Source organism: Streptomyces sp. CB03234, from assembly GCF_001905885.1.
Classification (GTDB): Bacteria; Actinomycetota; Actinomycetes; order Streptomycetales; family Streptomycetaceae; genus Streptomyces.
On the sequence record NZ_LIYH01000007.1, the window covers coordinates 454,628 to 476,803 of the forward strand.

General features: G+C 73.2%; 18 protein-coding genes, 1 rRNA gene and 1 pseudogene. 5 read left to right on the plus strand and 15 right to left on the minus strand.

Annotated elements, in window-relative coordinates; translation table 11 throughout:
• Positions 1-395 precede the first annotated feature (395 nt).
• Positions 396-2,201 carry a glycoside hydrolase family 15 protein gene (locus AMK26_RS30660; protein WP_073758597.1) on the plus strand — a complete coding sequence of 602 codons (1,806 nt, stop codon included), beginning with the start codon at positions 396-398 and terminating at the stop codon, positions 2,199-2,201.
• Between the two features lie 126 nt (positions 2,202-2,327).
• Positions 2,328-2,711, plus strand: coding sequence for a VOC family protein (locus tag AMK26_RS30665; RefSeq protein ID WP_073758599.1), 384 nt, complete (start codon positions 2,328-2,330; stop codon positions 2,709-2,711).
• Between the two features lie 3 nt (positions 2,712-2,714).
• Here AMK26_RS30665 and AMK26_RS30670 read toward each other — a convergent pair whose 3' ends face one another.
• Complete coding sequence (locus tag AMK26_RS30670; protein ID WP_073758601.1) at positions 2,715-4,334, minus strand: flavin monoamine oxidase family protein; 1,620 nt, start codon at positions 4,332-4,334, stop codon at positions 2,715-2,717.
• A gap of 11 nt (positions 4,335-4,345) precedes the next feature.
• Positions 4,346-5,872, minus strand: a complete 1,527-nt coding sequence (locus AMK26_RS30675; protein WP_073758603.1) for an APC family permease — start codon at positions 5,870-5,872, stop codon at positions 4,346-4,348.
• A gap of 160 nt (positions 5,873-6,032) precedes the next feature.
• Here AMK26_RS30675 and AMK26_RS30680 point away from each other — a divergent pair, with 160 nt between their 5' ends.
• Entirely contained in the window at positions 6,033-7,667 is a 1,635-nt protein-coding gene (locus AMK26_RS30680) for a PucR family transcriptional regulator (protein WP_073758706.1), read from the plus strand.
• 75 nt (positions 7,668-7,742) lie between these two features.
• Here the strand turns inward: AMK26_RS30680 and AMK26_RS30685 are convergent, their stop codons facing one another.
• The 6 genes from AMK26_RS30685 to AMK26_RS30710 all read right to left on the minus strand — a co-directional run bounded on the left by AMK26_RS30685 (position 7,743) and on the right by AMK26_RS30710 (position 14,126).
• Entirely contained in the window at positions 7,743-8,825 is a 1,083-nt protein-coding gene (locus AMK26_RS30685) for a glycosyltransferase family 4 protein (RefSeq protein ID WP_073758606.1), read from the minus strand.
• 86 nt (positions 8,826-8,911) lie between these two features.
• A complete protein-coding gene (locus AMK26_RS30690) occupies positions 8,912-9,649 on the minus strand; it encodes a hypothetical protein (RefSeq protein ID WP_073758608.1) in 738 nt (245 codons plus the stop codon).
• A 305-nt stretch (positions 9,650-9,954) separates the two neighbouring features.
• On the minus strand, positions 9,955-11,673 hold the full coding sequence (gene recN / locus AMK26_RS30695; protein ID WP_073758610.1) for a DNA repair protein RecN: 1,719 nt from the start codon (positions 11,671-11,673) through the stop codon (positions 9,955-9,957).
• Positions 11,674-12,017: 344 nt separating this feature from the next.
• Complete coding sequence (locus AMK26_RS30700) at positions 12,018-12,944, minus strand: NAD kinase (RefSeq protein WP_073758612.1); 927 nt, start codon at positions 12,942-12,944, stop codon at positions 12,018-12,020.
• A complete protein-coding gene (locus AMK26_RS30705) occupies positions 12,941-13,756 on the minus strand; it encodes a TlyA family RNA methyltransferase (RefSeq protein WP_073758614.1) in 816 nt (271 codons plus the stop codon). The genes AMK26_RS30700 and AMK26_RS30705 overlap by 4 nt, the downstream gene beginning before the upstream one ends.
• A gap of 7 nt (positions 13,757-13,763) precedes the next feature.
• Positions 13,764-14,126 carry a hypothetical protein gene (locus AMK26_RS30710; RefSeq protein WP_073758708.1) on the minus strand — a complete coding sequence of 121 codons (363 nt, stop codon included), beginning with the start codon at positions 14,124-14,126 and terminating at the stop codon, positions 13,764-13,766.
• Positions 14,127-14,237: 111 nt separating this feature from the next.
• Between AMK26_RS30710 and AMK26_RS30715 the strand changes: the two genes are divergently transcribed.
• Positions 14,238-14,585, plus strand: a complete 348-nt coding sequence (locus tag AMK26_RS30715) for an SCP2 sterol-binding domain-containing protein (RefSeq protein WP_073758616.1) — start codon at positions 14,238-14,240, stop codon at positions 14,583-14,585.
• Here the strand turns inward: AMK26_RS30715 and AMK26_RS30720 are convergent.
• Genes AMK26_RS30720 through AMK26_RS30735 form a run of 4 tightly spaced genes read right to left on the minus strand, consistent with a single transcriptional unit; the run spans position 14,574 to position 18,602 of the window.
• Complete coding sequence (locus AMK26_RS30720) at positions 14,574-15,437, minus strand: ABC transporter ATP-binding protein (RefSeq protein WP_073758618.1); 864 nt, start codon at positions 15,435-15,437, stop codon at positions 14,574-14,576. The two genes, AMK26_RS30715 and AMK26_RS30720, sit on opposite strands and share 12 nt — an antisense overlap.
• Positions 15,434-16,477 (minus strand): FecCD family ABC transporter permease, encoded by a 1,044-nt coding sequence (locus tag AMK26_RS30725; RefSeq protein ID WP_073758620.1) that lies wholly within the window; start codon positions 16,475-16,477, stop codon positions 15,434-15,436. Before AMK26_RS30725 ends, AMK26_RS30720 begins: the two co-directional genes overlap by 4 nt.
• On the minus strand, positions 16,474-17,526 hold the full coding sequence (locus AMK26_RS30730) for a FecCD family ABC transporter permease (protein ID WP_198944203.1): 1,053 nt from the start codon (positions 17,524-17,526) through the stop codon (positions 16,474-16,476). The genes AMK26_RS30725 and AMK26_RS30730 overlap by 4 nt, the downstream gene beginning before the upstream one ends.
• A gap of 44 nt (positions 17,527-17,570) precedes the next feature.
• Positions 17,571-18,602, minus strand: coding sequence for an HAD-IIA family hydrolase (locus tag AMK26_RS30735; protein ID WP_073758624.1), 1,032 nt, complete (start codon positions 18,600-18,602; stop codon positions 17,571-17,573).
• A gap of 83 nt (positions 18,603-18,685) precedes the next feature.
• On the opposite strand from AMK26_RS30735, the gene AMK26_RS30740 reads away from it, so the two are divergent.
• Positions 18,686-19,969 carry a DUF1015 domain-containing protein gene (locus tag AMK26_RS30740; protein ID WP_073758626.1) on the plus strand — a complete coding sequence of 428 codons (1,284 nt, stop codon included), beginning with the start codon at positions 18,686-18,688 and terminating at the stop codon, positions 19,967-19,969.
• Between the two features lie 56 nt (positions 19,970-20,025).
• Here AMK26_RS30740 and AMK26_RS38450 read toward each other — a convergent pair whose 3' ends face one another.
• From AMK26_RS38450 to rrf, 3 genes and pseudogenes are all read right to left on the minus strand, one after another.
• A complete protein-coding gene (locus AMK26_RS38450; RefSeq protein ID WP_198944204.1) occupies positions 20,026-20,691 on the minus strand; it encodes a tetratricopeptide repeat protein in 666 nt (221 codons plus the stop codon).
• Between the two features lie 276 nt (positions 20,692-20,967).
• A pseudogene (locus AMK26_RS38455) lies at positions 20,968-21,567 on the minus strand (hypothetical protein); the annotation flags it as partial.
• A 344-nt stretch (positions 21,568-21,911) separates the two neighbouring features.
• Positions 21,912-22,028, minus strand: a 5S ribosomal RNA gene (gene rrf, locus AMK26_RS30750).
• Positions 22,029-22,176: the final 148 nt, after the last annotated feature.

The following is a 22,176-nucleotide window of genomic DNA, read 5'->3' on the forward strand; positions in this document are numbered from 1 at the left end:
GCCGGGGACGGGCCGGGGGAAGGCGCGGGACGGCGCGCGCCCCGGCAGGCGGCCGCGCCCGCGCGGGACCGGACGGCACGCGCGCGAGGCCCGTGCCCACGCATCCACCCCCCTACCGTGCGCGCATGTCCGGACACGCTCCGCATCGCACCCCGCCACGGGGTTTGGTACGCGCGGCAGCCGGTCACCCGTTCTGCTCAACAGCTCTACCAGGACGATCACACAGAGGGCCGGAGCGCGTCGTATCCTGCTCGGACACTCGCTGCCGAGCCAGGCCCTCATAACGGCACCACCCCCGCCCGTCACCGGGAACATCGTGCTCGTCGGCGATCCTTGACCCTGACCCCAGTAAGCGCCCCGCGGGGCGAACGTTGCCGTTCGACTGGAGATTGCACGTGGCCGGGCGCATCGAGGACTACGCACTCATCGGAGACATGCAGACCGCCGCCCTGGTCTGCCGGGACGGTACGGCCGACTGGCTGTGCCTCCCCCGCTTCGATTCGCATGCCGTCTTCGCAGGACTTCTCGGTACCGAGGAGCACGGTTTCTGGCGGATCGGGCCGGCGCACGCCGATGACGCCGAGCCGCCCGCCGCCGACCGGCGCCGGTACGTCGGTGATTCGCTGATCCTGGAATCCGAGTGGGACACGCCGGGCCGTGGCACGGTCCGCGTGACCGATTTCATGCCGCCGCGTGACGGCGCCCCGCAGCTGGTGCGGATCGTGGAGGGCATCAGCGGCCGGGTGCGGATGCGCTCCGCGCTGCGGATGCGGTTCTCCTACGGCCGGGTGGTGCCCTGGGTGCACAAGGTGGACAACCGTACGGTCGCCGTCGCCGGGCCCGACTCGGTCTGGCTGGACACCGACGTGGAGACGCACGGCGAGGACCTCACCACGTACTCGGACTTCACCATCAAGGAGGGCGACCGGGTCGCCTTCACCATCAGCTGGCAGCCCTCGCACCACCCGGAGCCGCCGCTGGCGGACCCGCTGGGCGCGCTGGAGGCGACCTCCGACTTCTGGCGCGAGTGGGTCGACCACTGCACCTACCGGGGGCCCTACCGCGAGGCCGTGGTCCGCTCGCTGATCACGCTGAAGGCGCTGACGTACGCCCCGACGGGCGGCATCGTCGCCGCGCCCACCACCTCCCTGCCGGAGGACATCGGCGGCGTACGCAACTGGGACTACCGCTACACCTGGCTGCGGGACGCGGCGATCACCCTGTCCTCGCTGCTGCGCACCGGTTACCGCGAGGAGGCCCGCGCCTGGCGCGAGTGGCTGCTGCGCGCGGTCGCCGGCGACCCGGAGAACCTGCAGATCATGTACGGCATCGCGGGCGAGCGCGAGCTGGGCGAGGCGGAGCTGGACTGGCTGCCGGGGTACGAGAACTCCGCCCCGGTCCGGGTCGGCAACGGCGCGGCGAACCAGCTCCAGCTCGATGTGTACGGCGAGGTCACCGAGGCCCTGCACCTGGCGCACATGACGGGCCTGTCGCGCAACGACTACGCCTCGCTGCTCCAGCTGAAGCTGATCCGGTACCTGGAGGACCACTGGGACCAGCCGGACGAGGGCATCTGGGAGGTGCGCGGGCCGCGCCGCCACTTCGTGCACTCCAAGGTGATGGCGTGGGTGGCTGTCGACCGGACGATCAAGCTGATCGAGTCGGGGGACGCGGACGGGCCGCTGGACAAGTGGCGGGAGCTGCGCGACACGATCCACCGGGACGTGTGCGAGAAGGGCTACGACCCGGAGCGCAACACGTTCACGCAGTCGTACGGCTCGAAGGAGCTGGACGCCTCGCTGCTGCTGATCCCGCAGGTGGGCTTCCTGCCGCCGGACGACAAGCGGGTGATCGGCACGATCGAGGCGATCCAGCGGGAGCTGTCCACGGAGGACGGTTTCATCCTCCGCTACCCCACCGAGGGCGCGGACGAGGGCGTGGACGGTCTGCCGGGTGACGAGGGCGCGTTCCTGGCCTGCTCGTTCTGGATGGCGGACGACCTGGCGATGATCGGCCGGGTCGACGAGGCGCGCAAGCTCTTCGAGAAGCTGCTGGGGCTGCGGAACGACCTGGGGCTGCTGGCGGAGGAGTGGGATCCGCGCCTGCAGCGCCAGGTCGGGAACTTCCCGCAGGCGTTCAGCCACGTGCCGCTGATCGACACGGCACTGCGGCTGACCGCCTCGGGCGCGTACGGCGGCTGACAGGCCGCAGGGTCCCGCCGCGTGAATCGATTGCGGCGGGACCGGCGGGCGGCTGCCGGCCTTCACCGGCAGTCCGCGGCCGTCACGGCCGTCACGGCCGTCACGTCGTCTCGTAAAGTGACGGCCATGGCATGCCGCATCAGTGAACTGGTCATGGACGCCGCGGACCCCGACCGGCTGGCCGCGTTCTGGAGCGAGGTCCTCGGGTACGTCGAGCTCGAACGGGAGGCCGACGGAAGCATCGCGATCGGCCCGCCCGACGCCGGTTTCGGCGGCCCGCAGCCCATCCTCGTCCTCAGCCCGGCCAGTGCGCCGCGGACGGGAAAGCTCCCGCTGCACATCGATGTCAACGCCACCGACCGCGACCAGGACGCCGAGCTGGAACGGCTGCTCGCTCTCGGCGCGCGGCCCGTCGACATCGGCCAGACCGGCGCCGAGAGCTGGCACGTCCTGGCCGATCCGGAGGGCAACGAGTTCTGCCTCCTGCGCACCCGGCTCGCGCCCCTGTGACTCCTACAGGGCTGTGATCACCTCCCGGGCGGCGCGCTCACCCTCGGTCGCGCCGCCCTCCATGAAGCCCTGGAAGTCGTAGCTGCAGTGCTCGCCGCCGATGTGGATCCTGCCCTGCGGGCCCTGGGCGGTGCCCTCGTATCCGGCGTACCGGTGCAGGTAGCCGACGGGCCAGTACGAGTAGGCGCCGAGGGCGTACGGGTTGTGGTGCCAGGCGGAGAGCTGGGCGCGGCCGGTCCAGGCCTTGGACGTGCCGGGGAAGAACGCGTCGATGCCGCGCAGGCGGCGGGCGGCGAGACCGCGGACGTACGGGTCGGACTCGGTGGAGAACGGGGCGGCGGGGCTGAGGTTCTTGGCGAGGGTGCCGCCGTTGTACTGGATGAGGATGCCGCCCGTGCCGGGCTGGATCTTGGTGGTGTCCCAGGTCTGCTGGACGTCGGTGTCGGTGAAGCAGTCCCCGGCGGAGACGCCCGGCCACGGTCCCGTGCCGCGCCAGGGGCGGGTTCCGCACTGCATGTTGAGCTTGGTGCAGTGGCCCATGCGGGCGTCCCGCAGGAGGTTCTTCATGAGCGGGTCGAAGCCGGCCTGGGTGAGGTCGAGCCGCTGGAGGACCGGCAGCGGGACGCACAGGATGGTGTGGTCGGCGGTGACCGTGCGGGTGGTGCCGCCCTCGGTGAAGGTGAGGGTCTGGGTGCCGTCGGCGTTCGCGCGGACGGCGGCCAGGGACCAGCCCATGCGGAGGGTGCCGGTGGGCAGGGAGCGGGCGATGGCGTTCGGGAGCTGGTCGTTGCCGCCGGTGATGTGGTAGCGCTCGTTGGACAGGCCCCACACGTTGAAGTGGCCCGGATTGGTCTGATAGCCCATCAGCAGGACGAGGGCCAGGGACGACTGCTCGGTGGTGTCGGCCCCGTACTCGACGTTGTACGCGACGTCGATGAACTGCCCGAGGGGTGAGGAGTGCCCGCCCGGTACGCGGCTCTCGATCCAGTCGTATATCGACATGGTGTCAAGGGCGGTGCCGTGGGGGGTGGTCTGGTTCCACTTCACCTCGCCGGCTTCCTGGAGGTCCCGGTGGAGAAGCTGGTAGACCGCCTTGAAGTCCTCGTCGGCCTGGTGGCGCGGATAGTAGGTGCCGTCGAACCACAGGACTTCCTCGGCGCCGGTGGGGCCGCCGCCGAGGAAGTCCTCCAGGTTGAGGTCGAAGCGGCGGCAGAGCTCCTGGATCTTCTTGTGGCTGGTGTCGATCAGCTCGCCGCCGATCTCGGAGATCTGGCCGTACGCCCAGTGGCCGCGCTGCGTCCACATGCGGCCGCCGACGCGGGTGGGATTGGCCTCGTACAGCGTGCAGTTCAGGCCCGCGTCGCGAAGGGTGAGGGCGGCGGTGAGGCCGGCGATGCCGGCGCCGACGACGGCGATGCGCGGGGCCGTCGCGGCGTGCGCCTCCGTCGGCCGGGCCGCCACCGCCGTACCGACACCGGCCGCGAGGCCGAGGGCGGCGGCGCGGCGAAGCAGGTCGCGGCGGCTGGAGCCGCGGACGGCTTCCACCGGCATGTTCAGCTTCTCCGCGGCGGCGCGGTGGGCGGCGATGTCGCGCAGGGCGCGCATCAGGGGCGTACGGGACATGGTTGTGCTCCTCAGACGGTCGCGGGCTGGTGGTCTTCATCCGTGCGCTCATCGCGCTCGGCCGCGTCCTCGAGGACGATCCGGCCGATGATCTCGTACCGCTCGGGCTGTTTGGCCTTCAGGTAGAAGCCGAGGCCGAGGCCGCCGAAGAAGACGGCGCCGACGATCCACGGGATGAGGGTGAAGAAGAGGGAGTCGGCGGCGAGGCCCGCGGCGGTCTCCATGTTGAGCACCAGCAGGACGACGACCGCGGTCATGCCGATGCCGCCGAGCAGCGGGGCGGTGAACGTCCTGAACCAGTGCCGGTCCTCGGGGTGGTTCTTGCGGAAGTAGCCGATGACGGCGAACGAGCACAGGGTCTGGACGATCAGGATCGCCATGGTGCCGAGGATCGCGAGCAGTGTGTAGAGGTGGATGTACGGGTCCTGGCCGGCGAGCCAGAAGGCGCCGACGAGGACGACGGCGATGGCGCTCTGGACGTACGAGGCGATGTACGGCGAGCCGTGCGTGGCGTGCGTACGGCCGAGCGCGGGGTGCAGGAAGCCCTCGCGGCCGATGGCGTACAGGTAGCGCGAGGCGCACTGGTGGAAGGCCATGCCGCAGGCGAAGGAGCCGGTGAGCAGCAGCCACTGGAAGGCGTCGACGGCCCAGGCGCCGATGTACGAGCGCGTCGGGTCGAAGAACAGGTCGAGCGGGCTCGCGGACGCGGACACCTCGACGGCGCCCTTGAGGCCGTTGCCGGCGATGGTCATCCAGGAGACGTAGATGTAGAAGAGGCCGACGCCGACGACGGAGATGAGCGTGGCGCGCGGGATGACGCGCTTGGGGTCGCGGGACTCCTCCCCGTACATCGCGGTCGACTCGAAGCCCACCCACGACCAGAAGGCGAAGAACAGGCCGAGGCCGGCGGAGGCGCCGGTGAAGGCGTTGGCGGGGTTGACCGGCTCCAGGGGTATGCCGTCCGGGCCCCCGCCATTGAGCAGCACCGCCGTGGCGACGGCGAACAGCACGGCGATCTCGGCGATGAGCATCACGCCGAGCGCCTTGGCGGTGAGGTTGATGTCGAAGTACGCGAGGACGGCGGTCACCGCGAGCATCGCGGCCGCGTACACGATCCAGGGCAGGTCCACGCCCAGCTGGTCGGCGACGGTCGTCTTGGTGAAGTAGGCGAAGACGCCGACGATCGAGGCCTCGAAGACGATGTACGCGAGGACCGCGAGCATGCCGGAGGCCATGCCGGCGATCCGGCCGAGGCCGTGCGAGATGTAGCCGTAGAAGGCGCCGGCCGCGGTGATCCGTTTCGCCATGGCGACGTAGCCGACGGAGAAGACGGTGAGGACGAGCGTCGCGAAGAGGTAGCCGGCCGGGGCGCCGGTGCCGTTGCCGTTGCCGAAGCCGACCGCGATGGGGAGGTTGCCGGTCATCGCGGTGATCGGTGCGGCGGTGGCGACCGCCATGAAGACGACGCCGACGAGTCCGACGGAGTTCGCCTTGAGCCGCTGCACCTGAGGGCTTGCTGGGGTGGGATTGTCTGCCATGGCGGGACACCCTCCTCCGGCGTGACGTACGCCACAATCGACAGGCGGTCGCGCAAATGACCCCTCGGCACGACGAGTTGTCGCCCGGCGACGCCCGTCGTCATCGTCCGGTGATGTCCCCGAAACACGGACGCGGGTAGCGTCCGGCCGTATGAGCTCCATGAACGAGCAGGGCGGAATCACCGTGCAGCGGGCGCTCGAGCTGCCCGGGCTGCGCGGCGGACTCCCTGAAGTGGTGGCCGGCGCGGACCGGCTGCACCGCACGGTGCGCTGGGTGCACGCCGGTGAGGTGCCGAACATCGCGTCGCTGCTGAAGGGCGGCGAGCTGCTGCTGACGACCGGGCTGGGCCTCGGTACCCGGCCGGCCGAGCAGCGGGCGTTCGTGCGGCGGCTGGCGGAGCGCGGGATCGCTGCGCTGGTGGTGGAGCTGGGGCCGAGGTTCTCCCGGCTGCCCGCGACGATCGTGGAGACCGCGCGGGCGGCCGGCCTGCCGCTGGTGCAGCTCCACCGGGAGGTGCCCTTCGTGTCCGTCACGGAGGAGGTCCACACCGAGATCGTCAACGGGCACTACGCGCTGCTGCGGCAGGCCGAGGACGTGCACCGGCGGTGCACGGAGGCGCTGCTGGGCGGCGGCGGGGTGCCACAGGTGCTGGGCATCCTCGCCGACTTCGCGGCCAACCCCGTGTTCCTGGAGACCGCGGACGGCCAGCTGCTGTACGCCGCGGGCGGCGGGGTGGGGCCGGACCCGCTCCAGGTGTGGGAGGGGCTGCGCGGCCAGCGGGCGGCGCGGGAGGCGGGGCCGCCGACGGGAGCGGTGCTCGTGGACGTGCCGGGCGGCGGTCCGGGCGCCGCGTCGGTGCGCGCCCGCCTGGTGCTCCTGGCCGTGTCCGGGGGGCTGCTGCCCGTCCACCGGATGGCGGCGGAGCGGGCGGCGGGCATCCTGGCGGTGGTGCTGATGCAGGCGCGGCAGGAGGAGGAGCTGGCGGCGCGGGGGCGGGGCGACTTCCTCACCGACCTCGCGGAGGGCCGGATCACGGCGGACGACGCGCCCGCGCAGGCCCGGGTGCTGGGCTTCAAGCCGGGTGACGGTCCGCTGCTGCCGGTGGTGATGCGGCTCGCGTCCGATGTGATGCCGTCCGGCAACTGGTCGCTGCTGGCCCGCGCCGTGCTGGAGGAGCTTTCCGCCGTGGGCGTCCCCGTCCTGCTGGGCGTACGCCCCGTCGAGGGCCGGGTGCCGCTCCTGCTGGGTCTGCGTACCGAGTCGGAGCGGACGGCGGTCGCCGACCGGGTGGCCGCGGCGCTGCGGGCGGGCGTGGCGCGGGCGGGACTGGTGGGGGTCCCCGGCAGTGCGTCGGGCGGGCACCCGCCGGTCGTCGTGGTGGGCGTCGCGGGCAACTGGGCGGCGGCGTCGGCGGGCCTGCGGCACGCGGCGGAGACGGCGACGGCCGCACAGGGGCTGCCGGACCGGCCCTGGTACGACGCGCGTCGCCTGGACATCGACCTGCTGCTGTGGCGGCTGCGGGACCATCAGGACCTGGCCGCGTTCGTGGAGCGGGCGATCGGCCCGCTGCGGGACCACGACCGGACGTCCCGCCCGCCCCTGCTGCCGACGCTGGAGACGTACCTGGCGCACGCGGGCCGCAAGGCGGAGACGGCACGCGAACTGCACCTCAACCGCCAGACCCTCTACAACCGGCTGGCCCGCATCGGCGACCTCCTGGGCACGGACCTGGACGACCCCCAGACGGTCCTGGCCCTGTCCCTGGCGCTGCGGGCCCGCCGCCACCTCCCCTGACGCGGGGGCGCCGACCGCCACTTCGAGGCCTGGGGGTTTCCGCCCCCGGGCCCCGCGCCCTCTCGGGGCCTAGGGTCAGCGGCCCCCGCACAGCTCGTCGTACACGCTCAGCACCTGCGCGATCGTCTCGTCCTCCGTCGGCCACGTCGCCGCCTGTGCCCGACCCGCCGCCGCCAGCGTGGCCCGCCGGGCCGGGTCGGCGAGCAGGGCCGTCACCGCGGCGGCCAGCGCTTCCGCGTCGCCGTACGGGACGAGGACCGCGGCGTCACCGACGAGTTCCGGCACCCCGCCCACCGCTGTCGCGACCAGCGGGACGCCGAGCCGCAGGGCCTCCTGGGCCAGCGGGGCGCGGGCTTCCCAGCGGCTGGGCAGCACCGCGACGTCCGCCGCCGCGAGCAGTGACGTGACGTCGTCGCGGCGCCCGAGCAACCGCACCGGCAGCCCTTCCGTGTCGATCCGCCGCTGCAGCACGGCCCGTTGGCGTCCCTCGCCCGCGACGGCGACCAGCGGCACCGGGTCGTGGCGGAGCCACAGCCGGGAGGCGTCCAGCAGCGTGCCGTACCCGCGGTGCGGCTCCAGCGCGCCGACGGCCATCAGCAACGGCCGGTCCATGGCGCCCAGTTCCGCCCGCGCCTTGCCCGCCTGGGCCTCGGCGACGCCCTCGTGCGGGGCGGGCACGGAGACGGGCCCGAGCCGCGCGTCACGGGCGCCGCGCCGCCGGGCCCGGTCGACGAGTTCGGAACACGTACCCAGCACAACGGCCGCTGCCCGCACGGTCTTCCGCTCCATCATCCGGAGCAACTGGCCACGGGCGCCCTCGGCGTGCGTACGGGTGTGCCAGGTGACCACCAGCGGTACGCGCTGCGAGCCGAGCGCCAGCCCGGCACGCACCGAGGCGTGCAGTCCATGTGCGTGCACCACGTCCGCGCTCGCGCACGCCACGCGCAGCGCCCCGATGGCGACCGGGTCGCTGCGGCGCGGTACGGGCACGAAGTGCGCCCCGGTACCCAGGAAGTCGTAGGCCTGGTCCAGTTCGGCGGGGGCGCACACGGTCACCCGCACGCCCCTCGCGACGAGCCCGGCGGCCAGTGATCTGACGTGAGCGCTGCTGCCCGCGCTGCCGCCACCCAGCACTTGGACCGTACGCAGCTGTGTCACGCGCCCAAGAATGCCAGCCCGTACGCACGTTCCGGCACCGGCGGGGCGAAGCAGCCGTGTCGCGGGGCGTAAACCGTCTCCCGCTATCACTCACACGGGTGATCCCTGGTGGTGTCCCCGTACACCGCGGCGGCGACCAGGCCGGCCGCGTGGACGGCGAGCCCGACCCGCCCGTTGGCGGCGGCGATCGCCGTGCCGAGCGCCGCGCCCAGGGCGTGGGCACCCGCGTCGCCGAGCATGGTGCGCTCACCGAGGTCGTCGGCGACGACGGCGGCCGCGGCGCCCATCGGCGCGGCGGCGAGGGGTCCGCGCAGCAGGCCGGGCGCGCCGAGCGCGAGCACCGTGAGGGCCGCCCGGCCGGGCCGTACGTCCACGAGGTTGACGAAGTGGGCGGTACCGGCGATGACGACGCCCGCGAGGACCTTGTCGAGGGGCCGCTCCTTGAGCAGCGCGCCCGCGAGGAGCCCGGCGGCGCCCACCCCGAAGAGCTTGACGGCCCCGCTGGTGACCTCGCCGCCCCGCAGGGCGCCCAGGTGCGCCCGGAAACCCCGCCGGTGGTCGCCCTTGACGTCGTCGTACGCCCCACAGACGCCCCCCGCGAGCCCGGCCAGCACGGCGGCACCCCGCCCTCGTGCGCCCGTCGGCAACGCCCCGAGCGCGGCGCCCACGGCCACGGCGGGGCCGGCGTACAGGTCGACGGTTCGCCCGGCGTGGTTCGTCCGCTCCCACCGCTCGTCACGACGCCGCCGCAGCCCCTCGTACACGGCACGCGTGGCCCCGGCAGCGATCCCGAACACACCGACGCTCCTACAGAATCCGATCATGCGCGCCACCCTATGAGCGCCCGCACCCGGCGTCCGGCGCAGGGTGGGGCCGTGCAAGACCCCGAGCCCGCACGGACCCGACCGCACCGGAACCCCGGCAGGCCCCCGGGACCGTACCGGGATCCACCCGAGCGCACCAGAACCTCGGCAGGCGCCCGAACCGCGCCGGACCCACCCGAACCCCAGCAGGCCCCGGACCGCACCGGAACACACCCGAACCCCAGCAGGCCCCGGACCGCACCGGAACACACCCAAACTCCGGCAGGACCGACCCGCACCGGAACCCACCCGACCCGGCACCTAGGTCAGGCGTCCGCCCGCGCCGTCGCCAGCAGCTCCTCCGCGTGTGCCCGGGCCGTCTCGGAGTCCTCCTGGCCGGCCAGCATGCGGGACAGCTCCCGCACCCGGTCCTCGCCCTCCAGGACGGTGACACCGGACCGGGTCACCGACCCGTCGTTGGTCTTCTCCACCAGCAGCTGCCGGTCGGCGAAAGCGGCCACCTGCGGAAGGTGCGTGACGACCACGACCTGCGCCGACTTGGCGAGCTTGGCCAGCCGCCGGCCGATCTCCACGGCCGCCTTGCCGCCGACGCCCGCGTCGACCTCGTCGAAGAGGTACGTCGGCACGGGGTCCGTACCGGCGAAGACGACCTCGACGGCGAGCATCACGCGGGAGAGCTCACCGCCCGACGCGCCCTTGGCGATGGGCCTCGGCGGCGCGCCCGGGTGCGGGGCGAGCAGCAGCTCGACCTCGTCGACGCCGGCCGGCCCGTAGGCGACCGTCCGCCCGCCGACCTCGACCCCGTCCGGGTCCTCGCTCTGACGGATGTCGAACGACACGCGCGCGTGAGGCATGGCGAGCGACGCCAGCTCGGCGGTGACGGCGTCGGCGAACCGCGCCGCCGCCTCCGTCCGCGCGTCCGTGAGGGCCTGGGCCAGCCCGGACAGCTCGGCGCGCAGGGCGTCCCGTTCGGCCGTCAGCTCGCCGATCCGGTCGTCGTCGCCGTCCAGCTCGGTGAGCCGGGCGGCGCCCTCCTCCGCCCACGCCAGGACGGCGGCGACATCGGAGCCGTACTTGCGGGTCAGCGACGTGAGCGCGGCGCGGCGCTCCTCGACGGCCGCGAGCCGCCGGGGGTCGGCGTCCAGGTTGTCGGCGTACCCGGCCAGCTCGCCCGCCACGTCCGCGAGGAGGATCGAGATCTCGCCCATCCGGTCGGCGAGCGCGGCGAGCGCCGGGTCGTGCGACCGTACGGCCTCCAGCGCCCGCTGAGCGCCCGCGACGAGGGTCGTCGCGTCGAGGACCTCAGGGTCCTCGGGGTTGCCCGCCAGCGCCCCGTGGGCGAGCGCGGCGGCGGACGCGAGGGCCTCGGCGTGGCCGAGCCGCTCGGCTTCGGCGGCCAGTTCGACGTCCTCGCCCGCGCGCGGCTCGACCGCCTCGATCTCGGCGAGCCCGAAGCGCAGCAGGTCGGCCTCCTGTGCCCGCTCCCGCGCGCGCGTGGTCAGCTCCTCCAGCTGGGCGGTGACGGCCCGCAGCCGCCGGTACGCCTCGGTGTACCGGGCGAGCGGTACGGCGACGGCGTCGCCCGCGTACCGGTCGAGCGCGCCGCGCTGCCGGGCGGGCTTGAGGAGGCCCTGCTGGTCGGTCTGGCCGTGCACGGCGACGAGTTCGTCGGCCAGTTCGGCGAGCACGCCGACCGGCACGGAACGCCCTCCCAGGTGCGCCCGGGAACGGCCCTCCGCCGAGATGGTGCGGCTGATGAGCAGCGCGCCCTCGTCGAGTTCGGCGCCCGCCTCCTCGGCCCGTGCCGCCGCGGCGGCGCCGGGAGGCACGCTGATGCGGCCCTCGACGACGGCCGACGGCGAACCGATCCGTACCAGGGCGGGGTCGGCGCGCCCGCCGAGCAGCAGCCCGAGGCTGGTCACGACCATGGTCTTGCCCGCGCCGGTCTCGCCGGTCACCGCGGTGAAACCGGGTGACAGCTCGACCACCGCGTCGTCGATGACCCCGAGCGACCGTATCCGCATCTCCTCCAACACGGGGAAGACCTTACGAGGTCCGGGGCCCGCTGTGCGACGGCCCCCGCCCCGCGTCGCCGAAGCAGCAGGTCGGAGCACGGAGACGGCGGCCATCTGTCACCCGCCGGAGTGGGACGATCCCGCACGGCCAACCCTGCACGGCCACCCGGCACGACCGGCCCCGCACGGCCGACCCCGCACGGCCGACCCCGCACGACCGACCGGCATGGGGCCGCCCATGCGCCCGCGCTCGACCGGTACCGAGCCACCGCCTCCAGCAGCGGCGTGCCGCCACGAGCCCCACGCAAACGGCCGTACCTCCACGCCGGGCACCGTACGGCGACCCGCCCCGGTCAGTGCGGCGCGCCCCGCCAACCCGACACCGGCAGCGCGAACTTGGCCACCAGCCGGTCCGTGAAGGACGCGTGGTGCAGCCGCGCCAGCCGTACCGGCACCGCCCCGCGCCGCACCTCCACCCGGGCGCCGGCGGGCAGTTCGACGGTGCGCCGCCCGTCGCACCACAGCACCCCGTGCGGGGTGTGCGGCTCGACCTCCACCGCCAGCACCGAGTCCGGCGTCGTCACCAGCGGCTTGGCGAACAGCGCGTGCGCCCCGATCGGCACCATCAGCAGCGCCTCCACCTCGGGCCAGATCACCGGCCCGCCGGCCGAGAAGGCGTACGCCGTCGAACCGGTCGGCGTCGCGCAGATCACCCCGTCGCAGCCGAAGCCGGTCACCGGCCTCCCGTCGATCGCGAGCACGACCTCCAGCATGCGCTCCGCCGAGACCTTCTGTACGGCTGCCTCGTTCAGCGCCCAGTCGGTGTGCAGCACGTCGCCGTTGTTGTGCACGGTGACGTCCAGGGTCATGCGCTCCTCGACCTCGTACGCCCGCGTCACCACCCGGTCCACGACCTTGTCGAGGTCGTCCCGCTCGGCCTCCGCGAGGAAGCCGACGCGCCCCAGGTTCACGCCGAGCATCGGCACCCCGGAAGCGCGGGCGAACTCAGCGCCGCGCAGCAGCGTCCCGTCGCCGCCGAGGACGATCAGCAGCTCGCACCCGTCCAGCACGTCCGGCGACGCCTCCGGCACCGTCTCCACCGTCGGTGGCAGCGGCAGGTCGGCCGCCTCGGCGGCCAGGACGCGTACGCCGAGGCCGCTGCGCAGCAGCCCGAGCACGACGAGCTCGGCGCTGCGGACCGCCGCCGGCCGGCCGGTGTGCGCGAGCAGGAAGACGGTGCGGGGTGCAGCAGTCGTCGAAAACGCTGTCGATGAACTCAACGAGGTCCCTCCGCCACGGCGCGTTCCACATCCGCCGGATCCAGAGCGGGCGCGCCCGCCCGCAGCCACAGAAAGTACTCGACGTTGCCGGACGGGCCGGGCAGCGGACTGGCGGTGACGCCCAGCACGCCGAGGCCCAGCTCGCCGGCCTGCCGCGCCACGCCCCGCACCGCCTCGGCGCGCAGTTCGGGGCTGCGGACGACACCGCCGCTGCCGAGGCGTTCCCTGCCCACCTCGAACTGCGGCTTCACCATCAGCACCAGGTCGGCGTCGGGCGCCGAAACGCCCGCCAGGGCGGGCAGTACCAGCCCCAGCGGAATGAACGACAGGTCGCCCACCACCAGATCCACCGGCTCTCCGTCGATCGCGTCCAGCGTCAGCTCACGCACATTCGTACGATCCTTGACCGTCACGCGTTCATCGCTCTGCAGCGACCAGGCGAGCTGCCCGTACCCGACGTCGACGGCCACGACGTGCGCCGCCCCCGCGCGCAGCAGGACGTCGGTGAACCCGCCCGTCGAAGCGCCGGCGTCCAGCGCCCGCCGCCCCTCGACCCGCAGCCCGCGCGGTACGAAGGCGGCCAGCGCCCCGGCCAGCTTGTGGCCGCCGCGCGAGACGTAGTCGGGGTCGGCGTCGTCCTGCGCCACCACGATGGCCGCGGCGGTCTCGACCTGCGTGGCGGGCTTGGTGGCGGTGTTGCCGCCGACGGTCACCCGCCCCGCCGCGATCAGCTGGCTCGCGTGCTCGCGCGAGCGGGCGAGCTTGCGGCGTACCAGCTCGGCGTCGAGACGGCGGCGTGCGACTCCTGCCACGTTCGGTTCAGCTCCTGTTTTCGTACGAGGGCGAGGGCTGGGGGCGCGCGTCGAGCGCGGCCAGCGCCTCCCGCAGCCCCCGGTGTACATCCTCGTACACCTCCAGGTGCCCGTCCGCCGGGAGGTGGTCGGCGTCGGCCAGCCGCTCCAGCCCGGCGTCGACCGAGGGGTGCCCGGCGGGCACGCGCTCGACGCCGAGGGGCGCGGGGGCCGCCGGGTCGTACGTCTCCGGAACCGCCGCCGGAACCACCGCCGAATCCGCCTCCGGAACCACCGCCGGAACCGTCTCCGAATCCACCGCCGAATCCGCCTCTGGAACCGCCGCCGGAACCGTCTCCGAAATCGCCTCCGGGTCCGCCCCCGGAACCATCTCCCGAACCGGGGCCGGAACCGTCTCCGCCACCTCGTCCGGGGCCGTCGCGGGCATCACGTCGCTCATGCCCAGACGCTACCGCGAAGGGCTGAGGTACGGTCGGTGGCGATGGCCACGATCGAGGAGTGCCGCAGCGCGCTCGACAGACTCTCCGACAACCTCCAGCACGCCGACGGCGAGGTGCGCAGCGCCGCTGCCCTCGACCGGTCGCTCAGCTGCCACATCACGGACCTCGACGTCACCTTCACCGGCCGCCTCGCCGGCGGCCGGATCAAGGTGCTGGACCGGGTGGACGGGCCGCCTCCCGAGCGGGCCGAGATCCGGCTGGCGATGGCCGGCGACGACCTGGTGGCGATGGTGGACGGCGAGCTGAACTTCGCGAAGGCCTGGGCCTCCGGCCGCGTCAGGCTGGAGGCGGGCTTCCGCGACCTGCTGCGCCTGCGGTCACTTCTGTAGCGCGGCGACCGCCCGGGCCCTCCTCGCCGCCGGGATGACGAGCGGCGTACCCGTCTCGGGGTCGTCGATGACCTGGCAGCGCAGCCCGAAGACCCGCTCGACGAGCTCGGCGGTGACCACCTCGGACGGCGGGCCCTCCGCGACGATCTCGCCGCCCCGTACGGCGATGAGGTGGGTGGCGTACCGGGCCGCGTGGTTGAGGTCGTGCAGGACGGCGACCAGGGTGCGCCCCTGGGTCTCGTGCAGTTCGGCGCACAGGTCGAGCACGTCGATCTGGTGCTGGATGTCGAGGTACGTCGTCGGCTCGTCGAGCAGCAGCAGCGGCGTCTGCTGGGCGAGGGCCATCGCGATCCACACGCGCTGGCGCTGTCCGCCCGACAGCTCGTCGACGTACCGGTCGCCCAGCTCGCCCACGCCCGTCGCGTCCATCGACTCACTGACGATCCGCTCGTCCTCCGGGGACCACTGGCGCAGCAGCCCCTGGTGCGGGTAGCGGCCGCGCGCGACGAGGTCGGCGACGGTGATGCCGTCCGGCGCGATCGACGACTGCGGCAGCAGGCCCAGCGTCCGGGCGACCTTCTTGGCGGGCATGGAGTGGATGGCCTGCCCGTCCAGCAGCACTCGCCCCGCGGTCGGCTTCAGCATCCGCGACAGGGCCCGCAGCAGGGTCGACTTGCCGCACGCGTTGGGGCCGACGATCACCGTGAAGGAGTTGTCGGGTATCTCGACCGACAGGTCACGGGCGATGATCCGCTGCTCGTAGGCGAGGGTGACCGCCTCCGCGCTCAAGCGCTGCTGCATGGACGGCATGGACGTACTCCTGGCGTTCTCGTTCATGGTGGGCGGGGTCATATCCGGCCTGCCTTGCGTTCCGTCACCAGCAGCCACAGCAGGTACACGCCGCCGACGACGCCGGTCACGACGCCGACCGGCAGCTCCCGCTCCCCGAAGGCGTTGGTCGCGGCCCAGTCGGCGACCAGCAGCAGCGCGGCGCCCATGAGCACGGAGGCGGCGAGGTTGGGGCCGGGCGAGCGGGTGAGGCGGCGGGCGAGCTGGGGCGCGCTCAGCGAGACGAAGGTGATCGGCCCGGCGGCGGCCGTGGCGACCGAGACGAGCAGCACCGCCGAGCCCATCAGCACCAGGCGGGTCCGCTCGACCTTCACGCCGAGCGCGTACGCGGCGTCGTCGCCCATCTCCAGCATCCGCAGCGGCCGCCCGTACGCCAGCACCAGCGGCACGAGCACGACGCACACGGCGAGCAGCGGCCAGAACTGGGCCCAGTCACGGCCGTCGAGGGTGCCGGTCATCCACAGCACGGCCCGGGTGGCGTCGATCAGGTTGGCCTTGGTGATCAGGTAGTGGATGACGGCGGTCAGCATGGCGGCCGCGCCGATCCCGATGAGCACCAGCCGGAAGCCGTGGACGCCCCGCTTCCAGGCGAGCAGGTAGATCAGGACGCCGGTCACCACCCCGCCCACCACGGCGCCGCCGGCGACGGCGGTGGCGCTGCCGCCGAAGAGCACGATCACGGTCAGCGCGCCGACGGTGGCACCCTGCCCGAAGCCGATGACGTCCGGGCTGCCGAGCGGGTTGCGGGAGACGGACTGGAAGACGGCGCCCCCCAGCCCCAGGGACGCGCCGACGAGGATCGCCACCAGGACGCGCGGCAGCCGCAGGTCCTGGACGACGAACTCCTGCGCCATGGTGCCGTTGCCCAGCAGCGTGGCGACGACGTCGCCGGGCGCGATGGGGAAGTCGCCGCTGCCGATGAGGACGACCCCGGCCGCCACGGTCACGAGGGCCAGCAGCAGGACGGCGACGGCCGCGCGCGGCTCGTAACGGACGGACAGGCCCCCGGGCGTGCGGAGGGCCTTCGCGGTACGGGTGCTCACAGCTGGGCCATCCTCTTGCGGCGTACCAGGTGGATGAAGACGGGCCCGCCGACGAGCGCGGTCACGATGCCGACCTGGAGTTCGGACGGCCGGGCCACGACCCGCCCCAGCACGTCGGAGCCCAGCAGCAGCACGGGCGAGAGCACCGCCGCGTACGGCAGGATCCACCGCATGTCGGGGCCGGTCAGGGCGCGTACGAGGTACGGCACCATCAGGCCGACGAAGACGATCGGCCCGCACGCGGCGGTCGCGGCGCCGCACAGCAGCGTCACCGACACCATGCCGAGCACCCGCGTCCGGTTCAGGTGCGCGCCGAGCGCCCGCGCGGTGTCGTCGCCCATCTCCATGGCGTTGAGCGGCCGCGCGATCAGCAGTGCGAGGACGACGCCGACGACGATGAACGGTGCCACGTTGCGGACGGTCGCCATGTCGGCGTTGGCCAGCGAGCCGACGGTCCAGAACCGCAGCCGGTCCAGGGCCGCCGAGTCCAGCAACTGCACGGCGTTGACGTACCCGTACAGCGCGGCCGTCGCCGCCGTACCCGCCAGGGCCAGCCGGACGGGGGTGGCGCTGCGGCTGCCGCCGAGCGCGTACACGACCACCGACACGACCGCGGCGCCCAGGAACGCGAACCACACGTAACCGGTCAGCGAGGTGACGCCCAGGAAGCTGATGGCGGAGACCACGGCGGCCGCGGCTCCCGCGTTCACGCCCAGCAGGCCGGGCTCGGCGAGCGGGTTACGGGTGAGGGCCTGCATCACCGCGCCGGAAAGGCCCAGTGCGGCGCCGACGATCACTCCCAGCACGGTCCGGGGCACGCGCAGGTCCTGGATGAGGACGTCGTTGCCCGTACCGGAGTTGTGGAACAGGCCGTGCCACACATCAGCGAGCGGGACCGGCTTGGCCCCGACCATGATGCTCGCGACACAGATCAGCAGCAGCACCGCGACGGCGGCCAGCAGCCCGGCCGCGCGCACCGAACGGCGGCGCCGGGGCTCGGCTGGGGCGGAAGGGTCCGCGCTCTGTTTGGGAGGACTGTCGACCAACACCCGGTTAGGTTAGCCTACCCTCCCCGAGCCTCCTCGCCAGGCTCTCACCACCCCAGCCTGGCCAGGGCCTTCCCCGCGTCCAGCGCACACGAACCATCGCCCGCGTACGTCCATGCCGCCGCGCACAGCGCCCGCAGCCCGTCCAGCGCGCCACCGTCCCCGTCGAGCACCAGGGCATCCTTCCGCGCCGCCGCCGTCCACCCACCGCACACGAACCCGTCGGCCGCCCTCCCCGCGACCTCCGGCTGTCCGGTCAACAGCCCCCGCAGGTCCGCTTCCACGTACGTCGGCCGGTGCTCCGGCACCGCCGCCAGCAACTGCGCGGCGTCCGTCACCCCGGTCAGCACGAGCAGCGAGTCCACACCCCCGTTGAACGCCCCCTCGATGTCGGTGTCCAGCCGGTCCCCCACCACCAGCGGCCGCTCGGCGCCCGTCCGCAGAATCGTCTCGCGGTGCATCGGCGGCAGCGGCTTGCCCGCCACCTGCGGCTCCGCGCCCGTCGCGATCCGCACCACCTCCACCGCGGCGCCGTTCCCCGGCGCGATCCCCCGACCGCTCGGAATCGTCAGATCCGTGTTGGACGCGAACCACGGCACCCCACGCGCCACCGCGTACGACGCCTCCGCGAACCGCCCCCACGGCAGCTCCGGCCCGCCGTACCCCTGCACCACGGCCACCGGGTCGTCGTCCGCCGACTCCACCGGCTCCAGCCCGCGCTCGCGCAGCGCGACCCGCAGCCCCTCCCCGCCGACCACCAGCACCCGCGAGCCCTGCGGCACCTGCTCGGCGATCAGCCGGGCCACCGCCTGCGCCGAGGTGATCACATCGGCCGGCTCGGCCGGCACGCCCAGCTCGGTCAGGTGCGCCGCGACCGCGTCCGGCGTCCTCAGCGCGTTGTTGGTGACGTACGCGAGGTGCATCCCGCCGTCCCGGGCCGTCTCCAGCGCCTCCACCGCGTACCGGATCGCCTCGCCGCCCGCGTACACCACACCGTCCAGGTCCAGCAGCGCCGTGTCGTACGCCTCGCTCAGCGCCCGCGCGCTACCACTCGGCCGGTTCCTGCCCCGCTGCCCCATGTCCCGCACTCCTCGTTCCCCAGCGTCCGAAAGCAATTGCCCCCGATCATCGCTCATACCCCCCATCCGCATACGATGCAGGGATGAACACCACAGGTTCTGCGGCCAACGGCGGTCTGCACCTGACACCTTTCCGTGGGCTGCGCTATGTCCCGGAACGGGTCGGGAGCCTTGCCGCGGTGACCTCTCCCCCGTACGACGTGGTCGTACGGCCCGACGGTGTGCACCACCTGGAGTCGGCCGACCCGCACAACATCGTCCGGCTGATCCTGCCGCAGGCGGACACCACCGAGGCCCGCCACCGCCAGGCCGCCGACACCCTCCACGCCTGGCTCTCCGACGGCGTCCTCGCCGCCGACACCGAGCCCGCCCTGTACGTGTACGAGCAGCGCAAGGGCGACCTCCTCCAGCGCGGCCTCATCGGCGCCCTGGAGCTCACCCCACCCGCCGAAGGCATCGTCCTGCCCCACGAGGACGTCATACCGCACGTCGTCGAGGACCGCGCGTCCCTCATGCGCACCACGGCCGCCAACCTCGACCCGCTGCTCCTCACCTACCGCGGCAACGGCACCGCCACCGGCGCGACCGCCGTCATCGAACGCACCGTCCTCGGCGCTCCCCTCCTCGCCACCACCACCGAGGACGGCATGAGCCACCGGCTGTGGTCCGTCACCGACCCGGCCGCCCTGGCGGAAGTCGCCGACGACCTCGCCCGCCACCAGGCTCTTATCGCCGACGGCCATCACCGCTGGGCCACCTACCTGCGCCTCCGCGAGGAACACCGCTCGCCCGGCCCCTGGAACTACGGCCTGGTCCTCCTCATCGACACGGCTCGCTACCCGCTCCAGGTCCGCGCCATCCACCGGCTCCTGAACCACCTCCCGGTCGCCGACGCGCTCACCGCCGTCGAGGGCGCCTTCCGCGTCAGCCCGGTCGAAGGCCCGCTCGCGGCGGCCCTGGACGCCCTCGCCGCCGCCGCGTCGGAGGGCAACGCCTTCCTCCTCACCGGCGGAGACGGCCGCTTCCACCTCATCGACCGCCCCGCCCCCGAGCTTCTGACCCGGACGATCCCAGCCGACCGCCCGGAGGCCTGGCGCACGCTCGACGCGACGGTCCTGCACGCCACGCTCATCGACCACATCTGGCACGTTCCGGACAGCCCGGAGGGCATCACCTACATCCACGACGCCCAGGCCGCCGTCGAGCAGGCCGCACGCCGGGGCGGCACGGCGGTCCTCATGCATCCGGTACGGGAGGACGTCGTCCGCGACCTCGCCCGCCAGGGCGTCACCATGCCGCGCAAGTCGACCTCCTTCGGCCCCAAGCCGGCCACGGGCCTGGTCCTCCGCAGCCTCGACGTCGACTGACCCCGGGCATACGAAAGGGGCGGCACCCGCGAGGACGCCGCCCCTTCTCGTATCAATCAGTCCCGCTGCTCGTCGTCCGCCTCCGCTTCGGCGTCGTCCTCCTCCACCGCAGCGTCGACGAACTCCACCCCGTCCAGCTCGGCGAGCCGGTCGGAGGCGTCGGTCGAACCGTCCTTGTCCGCCTCCAGCGCCTTGGCGAACCACTCACGCGCCTCGTCCTCACGCCCCGCCTCCAGCAGGGCGTCGGCGTACGCGTACCGCAGGCGCGCCGTCCACGGCTGTACGGAGTTGGACGCCAGCTCCGGGCTCTGCAGGGTCACGATGGCGGCGTCCAGCTGTCCCATGTCCCTGCGCGCCCCGGCGGCGACCAGCCGCATCTCGACCTGGCCGGCCTTGTCGAGCTTCTGCACCTCCGGCTCACCGGCCATCGCCATCGCCCGCTCAGGCCGGCCCAGACCGCGCTCACAGTCGGCCATCACGGGCCACAGCTCCACGCTGCCGGTCATCCGCCGGGCCGCCCGGAACTCGGCCAGCGCCTCGGCGTACTTCTGCGTCGCGTACGCGGCGAACCCGGCGGCCTCCCGCACGGCGGCCACACGCGAGGCCAGCCGCAGCGCGATGCGCGAGTACGCGTACGCCTGCTCCGGGTCCTCGTCGATGAGCTTGGCGACCATCACCAGGTTCCTGGCGACGTCCTCGGCGAGCGTCTTCGGCAGGCTCATCAGCTCCTGCCGTACGTCCTTGTCGATCTCGTCACCGGTGACGTCAGCCGGAATGGGCAGCCGCTTGATGGGCTCACGCTCCCGGTCGCGCCGATCCCGGTCGTCCCGCCCCCGGAAACCCCCACGGTCGTCCCGCCCGCGGAACCCGCCCCGGTCCCGGTCGTCCCGTCGAGGCCCACGCGGCCGCTCGTCGCGGCGGTCATCACGCCGGTCGTCGCGCCGGTCGTCGCGCCGGAACCCACCGCGGTCATCCCGCCGATCGTCGCGCCGAGGCGCCCGCTCATCACGCGGGAACCCACCCCGGTCGTCGCGCGGCCGGTAACCGCCACGGTCGTCGCGCGGGAAGCCACCACGGTCGTCACGCCGGAACCCGCCCCGGTCATCCCGACCACGGTCATCCCGACGAGGCCCACGGTCGTCACGGTTGAACGCCGGCCGCTCATCACGCCGGAAGCCACCACGATCATCACGCCGCTCGTCACGCCGGAACCCGCCCCGGTCATCCCGACCACGGTCATCCCGACGAGGCCCACGGTCGTCACGGTTGAACGCCGGCCGCTCATCACGCCGGAAGCCACCACGATCGTCACCCCGGTCATCCCGCCGGAACGCCGGCCGCTCGTCACGCCGGAAGCCGCCGCCACGGTCATCCCGCCGGAAACCACCGCCGGCCGGGGGCCGCCCACCGCGGTCGTCCCGGCGGTCATCACGCCGGTCATCACGCCGGTCGTCGCGACGAGGCGCCCGGTCGTCGCGGGGGAACCCGCCACGGTCGTCACGGCGGTCGTCCCGACGAGGCGCCCGGTCATCACGGCGGAACCCGCCACGGTCGTCACGGCGGTCGTCCCGACGCTCATCACGACGGTCATCACGACGAGGCGCCCGGTCATCACGGCGGAATCCACCACCGCCACCACCGCCACCAGCGGGGCGCCCGCCACGGTCATCACGGTCACGACGGAACCCGCCGCCACCGCCACGGTTGTCGTCGCGACGGGGCCCTCGGAAGCCGCCCCGCTCGCCACTGTCCCTACGACGCGGCTCGCGCTCCGGACGATCGTCGGAGGAGTTGGTGGACATGGGTGTGGCTCCTGTCTTCGGGTAACGCAGTCATTCTCGCGCAGTCGGCCGCCCGACGCTCTTCGAGAAAAGCTCAAACAAATACAAAAAGGACCCTTGGTCCCAGCATGCACGCTGGGACCAAGGGTCCTTCAAAGATTGTTCGGCGGCGTCCTACTCTCCCACAGGGTCCCCCCTGCAGTACCATCGGCGCTGAAAGGCTTAGCTTCCGGGTTCGGAATGTAACCGGGCGTTTCCCTAACGCTATGACCACCGAAACCCTATCGGGTTCTAGCGAACAAGCACACTTTTCAATTAATGAAGTGAAACTGGTTCAACCGGTGCGACTGTTCGCAACCCGGGAACCACACAGTGGACGCGAGCAACTGAGGACAAGCCCTCGGCCTATTAGTACCGGTCAACTCC